The organism is Antiquaquibacter oligotrophicus (genome assembly GCF_020535405.1).
Classification (GTDB): domain Bacteria; phylum Actinomycetota; class Actinomycetes; order Actinomycetales; family Microbacteriaceae; genus Rhodoglobus; species Rhodoglobus oligotrophicus.
The window spans coordinates 342,971-357,672 of the sequence record NZ_CP085036.1; the positions used below are offsets into that span (position 1 = coordinate 342,971).

General features: G+C 65.3%; 15 protein-coding genes. 6 read left to right on the forward strand and 9 right to left on the reverse strand.

All coding sequences use genetic code 11. The features are described from left to right. The first annotated feature begins 16 nt into the window (after window positions 1-16). Together LH407_RS01705 and LH407_RS01710 are read left to right on the forward strand one after the other, a co-directional pair. Window positions 17-442, forward strand: a complete 426-nt coding sequence (locus LH407_RS01705) for an OsmC family peroxiredoxin (protein WP_322133019.1) — start codon at window positions 17-19, stop codon at window positions 440-442. Further along, the gene (locus LH407_RS01710) at window positions 442-1,353 is read left to right on the forward strand and encodes a TIGR01777 family oxidoreductase (protein WP_322133018.1); all 912 of its coding nucleotides are present in this window, start codon (window positions 442-444) and stop codon (window positions 1,351-1,353) included. The genes LH407_RS01705 and LH407_RS01710 overlap by 1 nt, the downstream gene beginning before the upstream one ends. Here the strand turns inward: LH407_RS01710 and LH407_RS01715 are convergent. The 4 genes from LH407_RS01715 to LH407_RS01730 are packed head-to-tail and all read right to left on the reverse strand — an operon-like array spanning window position 1,316 to window position 4,544. After that, window positions 1,316-1,768, reverse strand: coding sequence for a hypothetical protein (locus LH407_RS01715; protein WP_322133017.1), 453 nt, complete (start codon window positions 1,766-1,768; stop codon window positions 1,316-1,318). The two genes, LH407_RS01710 and LH407_RS01715, sit on opposite strands and share 38 nt — an antisense overlap. Further along, window positions 1,765-2,517 carry a 4-hydroxy-tetrahydrodipicolinate reductase gene (dapB, locus tag LH407_RS01720; RefSeq protein ID WP_322133016.1) on the reverse strand — a complete coding sequence of 251 codons (753 nt, stop codon included), beginning with the start codon at window positions 2,515-2,517 and terminating at the stop codon, window positions 1,765-1,767. Before dapB ends, LH407_RS01715 begins: the two co-directional genes overlap by 4 nt. Window positions 2,518-2,556: 39 nt before the next feature. Continuing rightward, entirely contained in the window at window positions 2,557-3,159 is a 603-nt protein-coding gene (locus LH407_RS01725; protein WP_322133015.1) for a histidine phosphatase family protein, read from the reverse strand. A gap of 23 nt (window positions 3,160-3,182) precedes the next feature. Further along, window positions 3,183-4,544 carry a M16 family metallopeptidase gene (locus tag LH407_RS01730; RefSeq protein ID WP_322133014.1) on the reverse strand — a complete coding sequence of 454 codons (1,362 nt, stop codon included), beginning with the start codon at window positions 4,542-4,544 and terminating at the stop codon, window positions 3,183-3,185. 207 nt (window positions 4,545-4,751) lie between these two features. Here LH407_RS01730 and LH407_RS01735 point away from each other — a divergent pair, with 207 nt between their 5' ends. Beyond that, a complete protein-coding gene (locus tag LH407_RS01735) occupies window positions 4,752-5,345 on the forward strand; it encodes a TetR/AcrR family transcriptional regulator (protein WP_322134912.1) in 594 nt (197 codons plus the stop codon). Between the two features lie 28 nt (window positions 5,346-5,373). Here LH407_RS01735 and LH407_RS01740 read toward each other — a convergent pair whose 3' ends face one another. After that, a complete protein-coding gene (locus LH407_RS01740; RefSeq protein ID WP_322133013.1) occupies window positions 5,374-6,363 on the reverse strand; it encodes an aldo/keto reductase in 990 nt (329 codons plus the stop codon). Between the two features lie 162 nt (window positions 6,364-6,525). After that, the gene (locus LH407_RS01745; RefSeq protein ID WP_322133012.1) at window positions 6,526-8,805 is read right to left on the reverse strand and encodes a polyribonucleotide nucleotidyltransferase; all 2,280 of its coding nucleotides are present in this window, start codon (window positions 8,803-8,805) and stop codon (window positions 6,526-6,528) included. A 336-nt stretch (window positions 8,806-9,141) separates the two neighbouring features. Here LH407_RS01745 and LH407_RS01750 point away from each other — a divergent pair, with 336 nt between their 5' ends. Further along, window positions 9,142-9,789, forward strand: coding sequence for a DedA family protein (locus LH407_RS01750; RefSeq protein WP_322133011.1), 648 nt, complete (start codon window positions 9,142-9,144; stop codon window positions 9,787-9,789). A 4-nt stretch (window positions 9,790-9,793) separates the two neighbouring features. Here the strand turns inward: LH407_RS01750 and LH407_RS01755 are convergent, their stop codons facing one another. Both LH407_RS01755 and LH407_RS01760 read right to left on the reverse strand, forming a co-directional pair. Further along, complete coding sequence (locus LH407_RS01755; RefSeq protein ID WP_322133010.1) at window positions 9,794-10,420, reverse strand: FMN reductase; 627 nt, start codon at window positions 10,418-10,420, stop codon at window positions 9,794-9,796. After that, window positions 10,420-11,625, reverse strand: a complete 1,206-nt coding sequence (locus LH407_RS01760; RefSeq protein WP_322133009.1) for an LLM class flavin-dependent oxidoreductase — start codon at window positions 11,623-11,625, stop codon at window positions 10,420-10,422. Before LH407_RS01760 ends, LH407_RS01755 begins: the two co-directional genes overlap by 1 nt. 128 nt (window positions 11,626-11,753) lie before the next feature. On the opposite strand from LH407_RS01760, the gene LH407_RS01765 reads away from it, so the two are divergent. Both LH407_RS01765 and surE read left to right on the forward strand, forming a co-directional pair. Continuing rightward, a complete protein-coding gene (locus tag LH407_RS01765) occupies window positions 11,754-12,707 on the forward strand; it encodes a 1-phosphofructokinase family hexose kinase (RefSeq protein WP_322133008.1) in 954 nt (317 codons plus the stop codon). Further along, on the forward strand, window positions 12,704-13,471 hold the full coding sequence (gene surE / locus LH407_RS01770; RefSeq protein WP_322133007.1) for a 5'/3'-nucleotidase SurE: 768 nt from the start codon (window positions 12,704-12,706) through the stop codon (window positions 13,469-13,471). Before LH407_RS01765 ends, surE begins: the two co-directional genes overlap by 4 nt. Here the strand turns inward: surE and LH407_RS01775 are convergent. Next, on the reverse strand, window positions 13,461-14,681 hold the full coding sequence (locus tag LH407_RS01775; RefSeq protein WP_322133006.1) for an alpha/beta fold hydrolase: 1,221 nt from the start codon (window positions 14,679-14,681) through the stop codon (window positions 13,461-13,463). The genes surE and LH407_RS01775 overlap by 11 nt on opposite strands. Window positions 14,682-14,702: the final 21 nt, after the last annotated feature.

Below are 14,702 nucleotides of genomic sequence, written 5' to 3' on the forward strand. Positions count from 1 at the left end.
GAAAGGAACTTCACAGATGTCAGTGACGAGCGAAGCAACGACCCTCTGGTTCGGCGACCTGATGAGCGGATCGGGGACCACGTCCCTCGATTCCTCCGACGCGGCGGAGTTCCCCGTCAGTTGGGCAGCGCGATCAACGGGTGAGGCCGGCAAGACCAACCCCGAGGAACTGCTCGGCGCCGCCCACTCCGCGTGCTTCGCCATGGCGTTCTCGCACGCTCTCGCCGGCAACGGAACGGCACCGGAGAGTCTTCAGGTGACCGCGGCAGTGACGTTCGACCCCGCCGAGGGCATCACGGGCAGCCACCTGCTCGTGAGCGCGAAGGTTCCGGGTCTCTCCGACGAGGACTTCCAGCGGTTGGCCGAAGAGGCGAAAGCAGGATGCCCCGTGTCCCGCGCACTCGCCGGTATCCCCATCACCCTCGAAGCCAGCCTGGCCTAATGGCCCCTTCGGGGCGGACGGTCCTCGTCAGCGGCGCATCGGGCTTCATCGGGTCGGAACTCTGTCGCCAGCTCGAGTCTCAGGGAAACACGGTCCTGCGCCTTGTGCGCCGAGCGCCGAGAACGCCCGGCGAGTTTGCGTGGGCGCCCGCGGATGGAGTCATCGACCAGTCGGCAGTCGAGCGTGCCGACGCCGTTGTGAACCTCTCCGGCGCCAGCACGGGTCGGCAGCCCTGGACTCACGGATACAAGGCGGAGATCCTTCGATCGCGAGTTCTGGCGACTCAGACCATTGTCGACGCGATCCTTCGAGCTGACTCTCCTCCCACGGTGCTCGTGAACGGCTCGGCGGTGGGCTTCTACGGAGATCGAGGTGAGGAAAGTCTCACCGAGGCATCCCCCAAGGGCTCCGGCTTCTTGAGCGATGTCGTCTCCGCGTGGGAAGAAGCGGCGAAGCCGGCGTCGGAGCGCACACGCGTGGTCCTCGCCCGCACGGGAGTTGTTGTCGGTCACGGCGGCGCCTTCACTCCGCTGTTGGCTCTGACTCGCGTCGGCCTTGGTGCGCGATTCGGCTCGGGTAAACAGTTCTGGCCGTGGATCGGCCTTCACGACGAGGCTGCGGCGATTCGGCATCTTCTCGACTCCACGATGGACGGGGCCGTGAACCTGGCCGGCCCCGTGCCTGCAACGTCGCGCGAGATCACCGAGCAGCTCGCGAGAACGCTGGGGAGATGGCATCCCTTTGCCGTGCCCACGTTTGCGCTCTCAGCTCTCGGCGACGCCGGTCGAGACCTTCTCCTCGCGAGTCAACGCGTGGCTCCTACGCGGCTCGAGCAGGATGGCTTCGTGTTCCGAGACCGAACGCACAAGGACGCTATCGAGCGGGCCTTTGGCGCCGCTCGAGCGCGATAGCTCGGCGCACCGACCATCTCGCGCGACGTCGATCGGCACTCGCGTCATAGGCGAGTCCCAGCCTCAACCAGTCTCGCCATGACTCCGGATTGGCTTCAACGGCGGCCTTATAGACGGGAAACTCCAGGTCCGCTGCACGAGCATCGATCCGACCGCTCGGCAACCGGGGCAGGTCGTCGACGGGAAGTCCACCCTCGTCTCCCAACCGCGCGACGAGTCGCTGTGCCCGACTGACAAAAATGACTTCGGAGATGAGCGCCCACGCACCCACGAGGGGAAGCACGATGAGCGCAGCACCCATCGCGACGGCCACGCCGTCGCCCGAGCCCAGAAGCGCTATCGCGTACTGCGTCACGACCACGAGGTAGAGCACGAGGAGCACGGCCATAACGACCGCGGAGATACGTGAGATCACGTGCGCTCGTGCGAAGGCATGCCGACATCGATGAGCTTGTCGAGGCCAACGGTGAGCCCCTTTGCTTCTCGCGCCGCGCGAAGACTGACGGAAATTCCCGTGTGGTACGAGGTGCGCGACAGGGTCTCGTGGCTGATGGTCACACGCTCTCCCTCGCCACCGAAATAGACATCCTGTCGCGCCGACACACCCTGCATACGAACGCTGTGAATCGGGATACTCGCAACCTGCTGGCCGCGTGCGCGCTGATCGACGTGCGGTGCGGCCACGGGGCCGAGGTCCTCGCGAGCGGCGCCCATCAGTTCGGCCGTACGCACGGCGGTGCCCGAAGGAGAATCGACCTTCGACGCGTGATGGGCCTCGACGATCTCGATCGAGTCAAAGAACTTTGCGGCGTGTGTCGCGAGGGACGTTGCCAGCACGGAGCCGAGGGAGAAGTTGGGGATGACGACGACACCCGACTCCGGCTCGGCACCGAGGAGCCGACGGATGCCCGCCAGTCGCTCGCTCGACCAGCCGGACGTGCCGACGAGCACGTTGATTCCGAGTGCGACGCAGCGTTCGACGACCTGCTGTGACACGACGGGAACGGTGACGTCCACGACAAGATCTGCACCCTCGATTGCCTCGAGCGAGTCACGTGAGGTGATCTGGGCGACGAGCTCGAATTCCGGGTCCGCTTCGACGAGGGCCGAAATAAGCGTTCCCATCCGTCCCGATGATCCGACGATGGCGACACGAGTAGGCATGGCAGCCAATCTATCAATCGAGCGCGGACGCCTCGCGCGTCAGAACGGCTGGTCGACCGGTAGGCCGGTTCGGAGCTCTGGCGGAAGGTGGCCGAGATCGTTGTGGGTCACGAGCACGGGAGGCTTGGCACTTCTGACCCGAATGATGGTCAGGCCGCAGTTGGCCTGGTTGATGCCGAGCCACCGCCACGCGGGGGCGCCGAACACCTCACGCACGAACCACGCGATCACAAAGTTGTGGGTGATGAGGAGGTCGTGTCGGTCCTCGCGCGCCGGCGCGAGGAACTCCGAAACGGCATCGGCCATCTGCGCCTGACCCGCATCGATCTCCTGAGGGGTCACTCCCCCGAAGAACGGCTCGAACGCCGGAGGCATTGAGGGCTCGGGCCCTGACGGGATGCAGTCCATCAGCAGGGCGCTCGGAACAGACTGGAGGGCGGGCATCCGCTCGGTCATGATCGCCGCCGTCTCTTCGGCGCGCTGGAGCGGAGAATGCCACGCGCGAGCAAAGGGAACACCGCCCAGCCGTTCAGCAATCGCTCGCGCCTGTCGCACGCCGCGGGGGCTGAGCGGCCCGTCGGGCAGGCCGTATTGCGCGTCCTGTTGTTCGCCGTGACGGACAAGGTAGAGATAGTGAGCCATGACTGGCACCTCGATGTGTTTCGTTACTGCGGAAGAAGGCCCGGCGTCATCGCAAGGCCAGAGAAAGAGTCGGCGCGTACGTTGCCGACGGCGGAAAGGGACGCCGGCTGGGCACGAAGGAAATGGAGGAGGTCGAGGACGTCCGCAGCGCTGACCGCGTCGAGACGTCGGAGGGACTCATCGAGGTCGATGAACTCCCCGAGCGTGAGCTCACTGCGACCGAGCCTCGACATACGCGAGTCCGAGTCCTCGAGAGCGAGCGCCGAACTACCCGCAATCTGTCCGACGGCGCGGGAGATCTCATCGTCGCTCACACCGTCGGCGACGAGACGATCGAGTTCGGAGAGCATGAGCTCCGCGACGTCGCCAGCACGTGCGGGCGAGCATCCAGCCGCCATACCCATCACACCCGCGTCGGAGTAGCTCGCGGCAAAGGAGTAGACGGAGTAGGCGAGACCCCGACGCTCACGGATCTCCTGAAAGAGCCTGCTCGACATGCCGCCGCCCAGAATCGAGTTCACGACCGCGAGGGCGGTGCGGCGTTCGTCGGATGCCGCGATACCGGGGAAGCCCAGGATGAGGCTCGCTTGTTCGAGCGGACGCTCCACGACAACCAGCGGGCTCCCGATCGTGACGGGCTCTCCCCCGCCGACGCGCCGTTCCACGGGTGGTGCTTCGGCCGAGAGGTCCCATCCCGCCTGGGCAAGCGCGGCAACCGTGCGAGCGACGAGGATGTCGTGGTCGACGGCGCCGGCGGCCGTGATCACGAGATCCTGTGGTCGGTAGTTGGCGCGGTAGTGGGCTACAACGGCATCGCGCCCAACCCCGCGGATCGACTCCGGGCTTCCGCCGATCGGCCGCGCGAGGGGATGATCGCCCAGCACCGCTTCGAAAAACCGTTCGCTCGCGACATCCGACGGGTCGTCGTCCGCCATGGCCAACTCTTCGAGGATGACACCGCGCTCGGTCTCAAATTCGGCGGAGTCGATGAGGGACGAGGTGAACATGTCGGCGAGAACGTCGATCGCCATGGGGAGGTCGCGGTCTTGCACCTTCGCGTAGTAGCACGTGTATTCCTTGGCCGTGAGCGCGTTGTGCTCACCGCCAACCGAATCGAAGGCAATCGCGATATCGAGGGCGCTGCGGCTTGGAGTGCCCTTGAACAGCAGGTGCTCGAGGAAGTGGGTCGAGCCGTACGACCCCGGCGTCTCGTCGCGCGAGCCGACCGCAACCCAGAAGCCAACCGTGGCGCTGCGCGCGCCCGGCACACTCTCACTCAGGACGCGGACGCCGCTCGGCAGGACGGTGCGGCGAACGAGCGCATCCCCCGAGGAAATGAATCGGAGTTCGGATGTATCGAGGGGAAGAGGTACTGCGCCAGTCATCGGAGTCGAGCCTACGTCATGCCTGGGGAGGGGCGCTGGGAAGGGCCACACCGCACGAGTCCCCCACTTTGGGGACAGCAAGGAGGACAAACAGACTGGTCTGTCTGTCCTCCTTTCGTGTACAGTGATATACGGGCACCCGAAGCCCCGCATCACCGTCACCCCCGAGGCGGTTATGCAGTCCCCCGCAAAAGGAGTCGCGCTGTGATGGTTGTAGAGGAAGCTCCGACCACACAGCGCGCTCCAGCGAAGGGGCGGATCCTCGAGACCGCCGACGTGCTCTTCTACGAAGACGGAATCCGCAACGTGGGAGTCGACCGCATCATCGCAGCCTCGAGCGTCACCAAGGCGACCTTCTATAAGCACTACCGCGCCAAGGACAACCTCATCATCGAGTACATCTCGGGGCGTCACCGCTCCGAGAAGCGCGCCCTCGAAGACCTCATCTCGTCGGCCCCGACGCCCGAGGCAGCCGTTCGTGCTTTCGTCGCGTCTATTGCCGAACTCATCTCGTCGCCCGGATTCCGCGGATGCCCGTTCATCAATGCCGCCGCGGAGTTCCCGAACCCCGCACACCCCGTGCGAGTGATCGTCAGGGACCACCGCGAGTGGTACGTCGACACACTCGCCGCGCTTCTGCGCGACCTCGGGCATCCTGTGCCCGGCGACGCAGCCGATGAACTACTCCTCGCTCGAGACGGCGCCCTCTCCGGCGGCTACGCTGGCGATTCGATCGCCGCCACGGCGGCCATGAACCGAATCGTCGCGCACGTCATCGCGGATGCTCGAATCGCGGCCTAAGGCACGCTGAGATTCGTCGATATTCGTGTTAGGCGGATGCTCGGTCGAGAACGGCCACCTGGTGGCGGGTCAGCCGGATCAGCGGAGCCGGCTCCAGATCGGCCAACTGCTCGGCATCCCGAACTGAGACAACCGGCGCCACAACGTTCTGCTTCGTCAACAGCCACGCAAGAGCGATGGCACCGGGTTTGGCGGATTGTTCTTCGGCGACGGAATCCAGAGCAGCAAGCACTCGAAGTCCCCGGCGGCCGAGCAGCCGCGCCACTTCACCTCGGCGATCCGACTGGGCGACATCCGCGCGTGATCGGTACTTGCCGGTGAGGAATCCACTTGCCAGCGCGAACCTCGGCATCACGCCGAGGCCCTGCTGATAGGCGACATGAGCGAGATCGCCTTCGTACTCGTCGCGATGAACCAGGTTGTAGTGGTTCTGGAGGGCGACCATGGGCGCGACACCGAGCTGGGCGGATGCCACGCGGGCTTCGATCAGACGGTTACCGGTGTGATCCGAGCCACCGAAGTAGCGCACCTTGCCTTTGCGGATGAGTTCGTCGACAGCGAGAAGTGTTTCCTCGAACTCGACAGTCGTGTCGTCGATGTGAAGGTAGAGCAGGTCGATGCAGTCGGTGCCGAGACGTGTGAGGGACGCCTCCACCGCGCGCGTGAGCACGCGGGCCCGGAGCCCGGGGTTGTCGGCCGACTTGCCGACCTTCGTTGCAACGATCATGTCGGCGCGATTGCGTCGACGACGCATCCAGTTGCCGATCATCGTCTCGCTGCGTCCCGACGAGTAGGAGTCGGCCGTGTCCACGAAGTTGCCACCGAATCCGCGATACGCGTCGAGGATGGCATCCGTCTGAGCGTCGTCTGCAGTCCACCCGAAAACATTGCCGCTGAGGGCGAAGGGAAAAACCTGAAGGGTGGATGCCCCGACCGTTCGATGACGTGCGGGCCCGCGTAAGACGGCGGGCGACTCCCCCGTGGCCTCCGCCACGCTCACCTGGTGCACGTTCGTCACATCGACTCCGCCGTTTCGGTGCCTGCTCGGTCAGGACCAGAGTAAGGCGACGAGTGCTCAACACGGGGAGCGACAGGCGAATCGTTACAGACCCGTGGCAGTCGCGCCGTTAACGGCGAAGGCCCGCCTCACAAGGAGACGGGCCTTCGTTCGTTGGTGGGATCAGCCCTCCGCGGGAGCCTCGGGGCCCTCGGATGCGGCAGCCGAGCTATCGGTGTCCGCAGCCTCAGCCTCTTCCTGAACCGGGGCGAGCGAGAGCTTTCCACGGTCGTCGATCTTGGTGATCTCGACCTGGATCTTCTGGCCGACCGAGAGGACGTCCTCGACGTTCTCGACGCGCTTACCGCCGGCGAGCTTGCGGACCTCGCTGATGTGCAGGAGGCCGTCCTTGCCGGGGGTGAGCGAGACGAACGCACCGAATGTCGCGAGCTTGACGACGGTTCCGAGGAACCGCTCGCCGACCTCGGGGTTCAGCGGGTTCGCGATCGCGTTGACCGCGGCGCGAGCCGCCTCGGCCGACGGACCGTCCACGGCACCGATGTACACGGTGCCGTCGTCCTCGATCGAGATGTCGGCGCCGGTGTCGTCCTGGATCTGGTTGATCGTCTTGCCCTTCGGGCCGATGAGCTCACCGATCTTGTCGACGGGGATCTGCACGCTGATTACACGCGGCGCGGTCGGCGCCATCTCGTCGGGCGCGTCGATCGCGGCGTTGATAACCGACAGGATCGCGGTGCGAGCCTCCTTGGCTTGCTTGAGCGCGCCGTCGAGAACACTCGAGGGCAGTCCCGCGAGCTTCGTGTCGAGCTGGATGGCGGTGACGAACTCGGAGGTACCGGCAACCTTGAAGTCCATGTCGCCCAGCGCGTCCTCGGCACCGAGGATGTCGGTGAGCGCCGCGTAGCGGGTCTGACCGTCAACCTCGTCGGAGATGAGACCCATCGCAATACCGGCGACGGGTGCGCGAAGCGGCACACCGGCGTTCAGCAGCGACAGAGTCGATGCACACACCGAGCCCATTGACGTCGATCCGTTGGAGCCGAGCGCCTCAGAGACCTGGCGAATCGCGTAGGGGAACTCCTCGCGAGGCGGCAGAACGGGAACGAGGGCGCGCTCAGCGAGGAAGCCGTGGCCGATCTCGCGGCGCTTGGGGCTGCCGACGCGTCCGGTCTCGCCGGTCGAGTACGGCGGGAAGTTGTAGTGGTGCAGGTAGCGCTTCTTCGTCACCGGCGAGAGCGAGTCGATCTGCTGCTCCATCTTGAGCATGTTGAGCGTCGTGACACCCAGGATCTGGGTCTCACCACGCTGGAAGATCGCGGAACCGTGCACACGCGGAATGACCTGGACCTCGGCATCCAGCGCACGGATGTCGGCGAGCCCACGGCCATCGATACGGATGCCCTCGGTGAGGACGCGGTTACGCATGACGATCTTCGAGACCGACTTGTACGCTGCGCCGATCTCGGCGAGCGCGGACTCGGGGAGCTCCTCTGCGGCGACCTTCGCGGCGATGTGCTCCTTGACGCGGCCCTTGAGCTCGTCGTCAGCGGTCTGACGCTCGATCTTGTCCGCGATCCGATAAACACCCCCCAGCTCGTCGTAGGCGAAACCGGCGACGGCGTCGTAGGTCTCCTGCGCGTACGGCGGGAACAGCGGGAAGTCCTGGATCGGCTTGGCAGCCTGTGCTGCGAGCGACTCCTGGGCCTTGATGAGCTCCTTGAGGAAGGGCTTGGATGCCTCGAGGCCCTGGGCGACAACGGCCTCGTCGGGCTTGGTCGCACCGGCCTTGATCAGGTCCCAGCTCACCTCGGTGGCCTCTGCCTCGACCATCATGATCGCGACGTCCTCGTTGCCGTTCGCGTCGGTAACCAGGCGACCGGCGACGGTGAGGTCGAAGACTGCCTCTTCGAGCTGCGAGAACTTGGGGAAGGCAACCCACTGGTCACCAATGAGCGCGAGGCGAACACCGGCGACGGGGCCGTAGAACGGGAGTCCGGAGATCTGCGTGGACGCGGATGCCGCGTTGATGGCGAGCGCGTCGTAGAACTCGTCGGGTGCGATCGAGAGCACCGTGATGACGATCTGGACCTCGTTGCGCAGACCTTCGACGAAGGTCGGACGCAGCGGGCGGTCGATGAGACGGCACACGAGGATGGCCTCGGTCGAGGGGCGACCCTCGCGACGGAAGAAGCTTCCGGGGATCTTGCCTGCAGCGTAGGAACGCTCTTCCACGTCGACCGTGAGCGGGAAGAAGTCGAATCCCTCGCGCGGGTGCTTTCCGGCACTCGTCGCGGAGAGAATCATCGTGTCCTCGTCGAGGTACGCCGCGACGGCGCCCTGTGCCTGCTGTGCGAGGCGGCCGGTCTCAAACCGGACGACACGCTTGCCGAACTTGCCGTTATCGATGACGGCTTCGGCGAACTTGATTTCGGGACCCTCCAAGGGGTTATCTCCTTTGTTTTACGTCGCGAACCCGTGTGGTGCGCGACTCATCGGCGTTGTCACGAATGACGAAGCAGGAGGAGGCAGAAAGCGGCGCGACCTCGTCGAGGAGGGGCGCTGTGGCATGTGTGCCGTAGTGCGGCACTGCTCTGGTCAACAGTAGAAAAGCACCAGATCTGCGCCTGGTAGTTCACCACCGATGACCAGCTTCTTGCCAGCCTGCTCCGGTTGCCATGATACGGAAATCCGCAAACAACCTCAGTAATGCTAGCAGCCGCGGCGTGGCGGACCCTAGTGAACCCCGACTGTTCACCTTGGCGAGGTACCACTGTGCGCATGGATGCAGTGCTCGACTGGATGACCTCCGTGGCGTCTGCTCCGTGGCTCTACCCCGTGGTCCTCGTCCTTGTTGTCGCGGACGCCTTCACCGTTGTTGTGCCGAGCGAGACCGTTGTTGTCGCCCTCGCGTCGCTCTCATTTTCGACCGGACAACCGGCGCTCTGGTTGCTCCTGCCCACGGCAACCGTTGGCGCGATCATCGGGGACAACCTGTGTTTTGCGATCGGAAGGAGGCTCGGCACCACACGGTTTGCGTGGATGCGCCGCCCCAAGGTTGCCGCCGCGATCGCGTACGCGGCCGGGGCTCTCGAACGCCGACCAGCCGCTGTCATCCTCACCGCTCGCTACATTCCTTTCGCCCGGATCGCCACCAATCTCACGGCGGGCGCAACGGGATTCCCGTATCGGCGATACTTGCCCCTCACCGTCATCGCCGGAGCGGGCTGGGCTCTGTACAACTCCGTGATCGGAGCGCTTTTCGGAGTGTGGCTGGCCGAGAATCCCGTTCTGGCGATCGTCGTGTCGGTGGCCGTGGCGATCACCCTCGGCGTGACGATCGACGCGGTGACCGCGCGCTGGTCGGCCAGGGCGGTAACACGGACGCGGCCCGGCTCGGAAGAGTCCGAACCGGGCCGCACCACGTGATGACCTACTGCGCTCCGAAGCCACCCACCGGGCTGAACCCCTCCGGCAGAGCGAACGGATCGCGGATGTGCTGCGAGCGGTCGCTTGCCTCGACGAGGGCGGCGAGCTCGCTCGCGGCCCTCTCGATGCGACGGGGAAGCGCATCCTCCGCGCTACCCCAGTCCGACGAGGCGGCGTACACGCCCGTCGAGACCGGAACCGCGTGGAGGTAGGTGAACAGCGGACGCATCGCGTAGTCGATGACGAGCGAGTGCCGCTCCGTGCCTCCCGTCGCCGCGAGAAGCACGGGCAGACCCGTGATCGACTGCGGGTCGAGCACGTCGACGAAGGACTTGAACAAACCGCTGTAACTCGTCGTGAAGACCGGTGTCACAGCGATGAGGCCGTCGGACTCCGTGAGTGTGTCAATTGCCGCCTGCAGACGCGGGGGTGCGAACCCTGTGAGCAGGTTGTTAGTGATGTCCTGAGCGAGATCGCGCAGCTCGATCACGGTGATCTCCGTCGTCACACCCTTGCCGTCGAGGGCGGATGCCGTCGCCGTCGCAATACGGTCGGCGAGCAACCGCGTCGACGACGGCTGGCTGAGGCCGGACGAGACAACGGTGATCTTGCGTGTGGTGTTCTCTGTCATCAGCTTGCCTTTCTCGTCGCTGCTGGACCGAAGGACGACCCGGCGGGGGCCGGCGAGTCCTGATACGGGCGGCTACCCGAGAGGTTGTCGCCCTGGTTGGCGTTGGGGCGAGCCTCGCGCACCGGGCCGTCGCCGTAAGCGGCTGCCACGAGCGATGCGTGGGTGGGGGCATCCGGGACCTCGGCGGGGCGGTTCACCGCGAGCTCCTTTCGGAGCACCGGGACAACCTCCTCACCCAGGATGTCGAGCTGCTCGAGCACCGTCTTGAGCGGCAGCCCTGCGTGGTCGACGAGGAAGAGCTGACGCTGGTAGTCGCCGTAGTACTCGCGCATGGCCGCGTAGCGGTCGATGACCTCCTGCGGGCTTCCCACCACGAGCGGGGTCTGCTCGGTGAAGTCCTCCATCGTCGGGCCGTGACCGTACACGGGGGCATTGTCGAAGTACGGGCGGAACTGGTTCTTCGCGTCCTGCGAATTCTTCGCCATAAACGCCTGACCACCGAGACCGACAATCGCCTGCGCCGCGGTGCCGTGACCGTAGTGCTCGAAGCGCTGACGGTAGTAGCCGATGAGGCGCATGTAGTGCTCCTTCGGCCAGAAGATGTTGTTCGCGAAGAACCCGTCACCGTAGTAGGCGGCCTGCTCAGCGATCTCCGGAGTGCGGATGCTGCCGTGCCACACGAACGGCGCAACTCCGTCCAGCGGGCGCGGGGTCGACGTGAACCCCTGCAACGGTGTGCGGTACTTCCCCTGCCAGTCGACGACGTCCTCGCTCCACAATCGGCGCAGGAGGGCGTAGTTCTCGATCGCGAGGTCGACGCCGTCGCGGATGTCCTTGCCGAACCACGGGTACACGGGGCCCGTGTTTCCACGACCCATCATGAGGTCGACGCGCCCACCCGAGAGGTGCTGGAGCATCGCGTAGTCCTCGGCGATTTTCACCGGGTCGTTTGTAGTGATGAGTGTCGTCGCGGTCGACAGTTGAAGTGTCGTGGTCTGAGCCGCGATGTACGCGAGTGTCGTCGTAGGACTCGAGGAAAAGAAGGGCGGGTTGTGGTGCTCACCGAGGGCGAAGACGTCGAGTCCGACCTCCTCGGCCTTCTTGGCGATGGCGACACTGGCCTTGATCCGCTCGTTCTCGCTCGGCGTTGTGCCGTCTGTCGGATCGGTCGTGATGTCGCTGACCGTGAAGATTCCGAACTGCATTGTGTGCTCCTGTGAGGCTTGATATTCATGCGTTTGCATTGATTATCGGGGTCAACCATGCATAGCCGCTATCTATTCCCACCCGCAAGGCCTACCGGCACGGCGCGCGAAATCGTAGCGTCGAGTGCATGAGAGTGGTCATCTTCGCCCCCTCCCCCGTACTCACCATAACCGTGGAAGGCGATGCGGACAGCGGCGAGCCGGACGTACACGTCCACCCCGGTGGTCAAGGAGTGTGGCAAGCGAGGATGCTGCGCCAACTCGGCGCAGACGTCACCCTGTGCGGCGTGTTCACAGGCGAAACGGGTGTCGTGCAGAAACACCTCCTGAACGACGAGGGAATCGACGTCATCGCGGTGGATCGGCCGGGTCGGGGCGGTGCATACATTCACGATCGCCGGAGCGGCGAGCGCGCGACGATGGTCGAGACGGGCGGCGACTCCCTCTCGCGACACGAGCTCGACGAAGTGTACGGGCACGTGATCGGGGCCGCACTCGATGCCGACCTCGCGATTCTCTCCGGACCCGCGAGCGACGATGCGCTCCCCGCGGAGGTCTATCGCAGGCTCGCATCGGACCTTCGTGAAACGGGGCGTCGCGTGATCGTTGATCTGGCGGGCGAACGACTGGTCGCCGCGATCGAGGGCCGAGCGTACCTCGTCAAAGTGAGTGACGAAGAACTCCTCGCCGACGGACTCATCACAGAATCGACAACGGACGACATCAGCACGGCCATCGCTCGCATGCGAGAGTCCGGAGTCGAGGTGATCGTTGTCACGAGAGCGGAGAAACCGCTCCTCCTGCTGGCCGAAGACGTACTCAGCGAAGTGTCCACTCCGCACATGCAAGTCGCCGACCATCGCGGTGCCGGCGACTCACTCACCGCAGGAATCGCGGCCGCCCTCGGACGAGGAAGCACACCGGAGGAAGCCGTGCGGCTCGGAGCCGCGGCGGGAGCGCTCAATGTGACACGGCACGGCCTCGGGACGGGAGACGCAGAAACCATTGCCCGATTTACCGAACTCGTCGACGTGCGCCAGGTCACGGGCCCGAACGACACGAGCGAAGGAGAAACACCATGACCCATGTGCTCATCACCAACGATGACGGGATCGACTCTCCGGGGTTGTGGGAGTTGGCGAACACCGCGCACTCCCTCGGCCTTGACGTGACGGTTGCGGCACCGAGCATCCAGTACAGCGGAGCGAGCGCGTCGATCCTCGGCGCGCACGAGGACGGGAGTATTGCGTTCACCGAGCGAGAGCTACCGGCGCTCCCGGGCATCCGGTGCTTCGCCGTGGATGCCGCCCCGGCACTTGTCACTCTCGTTGCCGCTCACGGCGCTTTCGGGGCGCCACCGGACCTCGTGCTCTCGGGAATCAACCGCGGAGCGAACGTCGGGCACATCATCCTGCACTCCGGGACGGTCGGTGCCGCTCTCACGGCGGGAGTCAATCACGCGCGGGCGCTTGCCGTGTCTCTCGACGTCGGGATCGATCCACTCGCCGAACACTGGGGTGCCGCGGCACCGCACGTGCGCGCGCTTGTGCCGAGGCTTCTCGAGTCCGCGGCGGGCACCGTGCTCAACCTCAACGTGCCCAACACCGAATCCGTGACGATTTTGCGCGACGCCGACCTAGCCACGTTCGGAATCGTGCAAACCACCATGACCGACGGGCGCGACGCGGAAGGACGCGGGGTGCGTCTGTCGGTAGCCGAACCCCCGGGCGATCAGGATGCCGGGAGCGACGCCGCGCTCCTGGCCGAGGGATTCGCGACCGTAACAAGCCTCCACTCCGTGTCCGAAGCGCCCGTGCAGGGTTTCGCTCCGGAGGTCAACACGTAGAGGGGGCTTCTCCGGACTCAACCTGACGCAGCCACGACAGGACATGCGGCATGGACGCGTCTGCGGCGAGGAGGTGGGAGATCCCCTCATAGGTGCGGTAGTCGACGGACTCCCCCGCAGCGCACAGCGACTCGACAAAACTCTCGGTGGAAGTCGGGTCGACCGTGGTGTCGGCGAGCCCCTGCCCAATGAAGATGGGTACATCGATGGGTGAACCGCCGGCGTTGTTCTCCGCGAGCATCGTTTTCCACGGCTCCGTCGTCGACGGGTCGCTCGAGACGAAGGATCCGATGAGCGGTCGCGCAAGCGAATGCAACTGGTCGCCCTGGGTGAGAAGACACAGACTTGCGAGCTCGTCCACCGCCGATGCCCCCGCATCGGTCAACACGGATCGAATCTCGTCCTTCGAGTATCGGGAAGCGTAGGCGGCTTCGTAGGACGGGAAGGCGTAGGACGCGATCGTCACACCCTCCATGTACTCGAGGTCGTCCGTCATGAGCTGGGACAGATCCGCGGCGGGGGCGGCCGTTGCGACCGAGGTGATCGTCAGATCGGGGGAATACCCGGCGGCCGCCTGCTGGGCGGCGAAGAGGGCGGCCTGCCCACCCTGCGAATGACCCCAGAGCGTGACATCCGCGCCGATCGAGGGATCGAGGTTGCGGGCTGCGCGCACCGCATCGAGCATGCTGTTGCCCTCTGTGACCCCAATGAGATACGAGGAGTCGCCGGGCACCGCCATCCCCGGATAGTCGGTGGCGACGACCGCGTGACCGGCCAGAAGGAACTCGTGGATGCCCGTCATCATGAGGAACGGATCGAAGAGGAGCGACGGTGCGCAGTCCCGTGCCGCTCCCGTTGTGGGATGCCCCCAGGACACGACCGGATAGCCATCGTCTGGCGCCGGCAGGTCGGGAATCGCGAGCACCGCAGAAGCGAGCACGTCCTCGCCCGCCAAGTCTGTCGTGTGGTAAATGATCCGCCAGGCGAGGGAACCGAGCGGAGCCGAGAGGATCGGTTTGGTACGCACGATCTCTCCCGGCTGCCCTGCCGGTGTGTCGTCGGGAACGTCGTAGAACTCCGCGTCGGTGAGCTCGTCGACGACATCCTCCTCCAGCCGACGTTCGGCATTCCAAAAACACCCGGTGAGGAGAACGGAGACGGTGAGACCGAGCGCGAACGCGCGGAGCAATGACGACGGTCGCGAAGGCATGACCGGATGCTACCGCCCCCG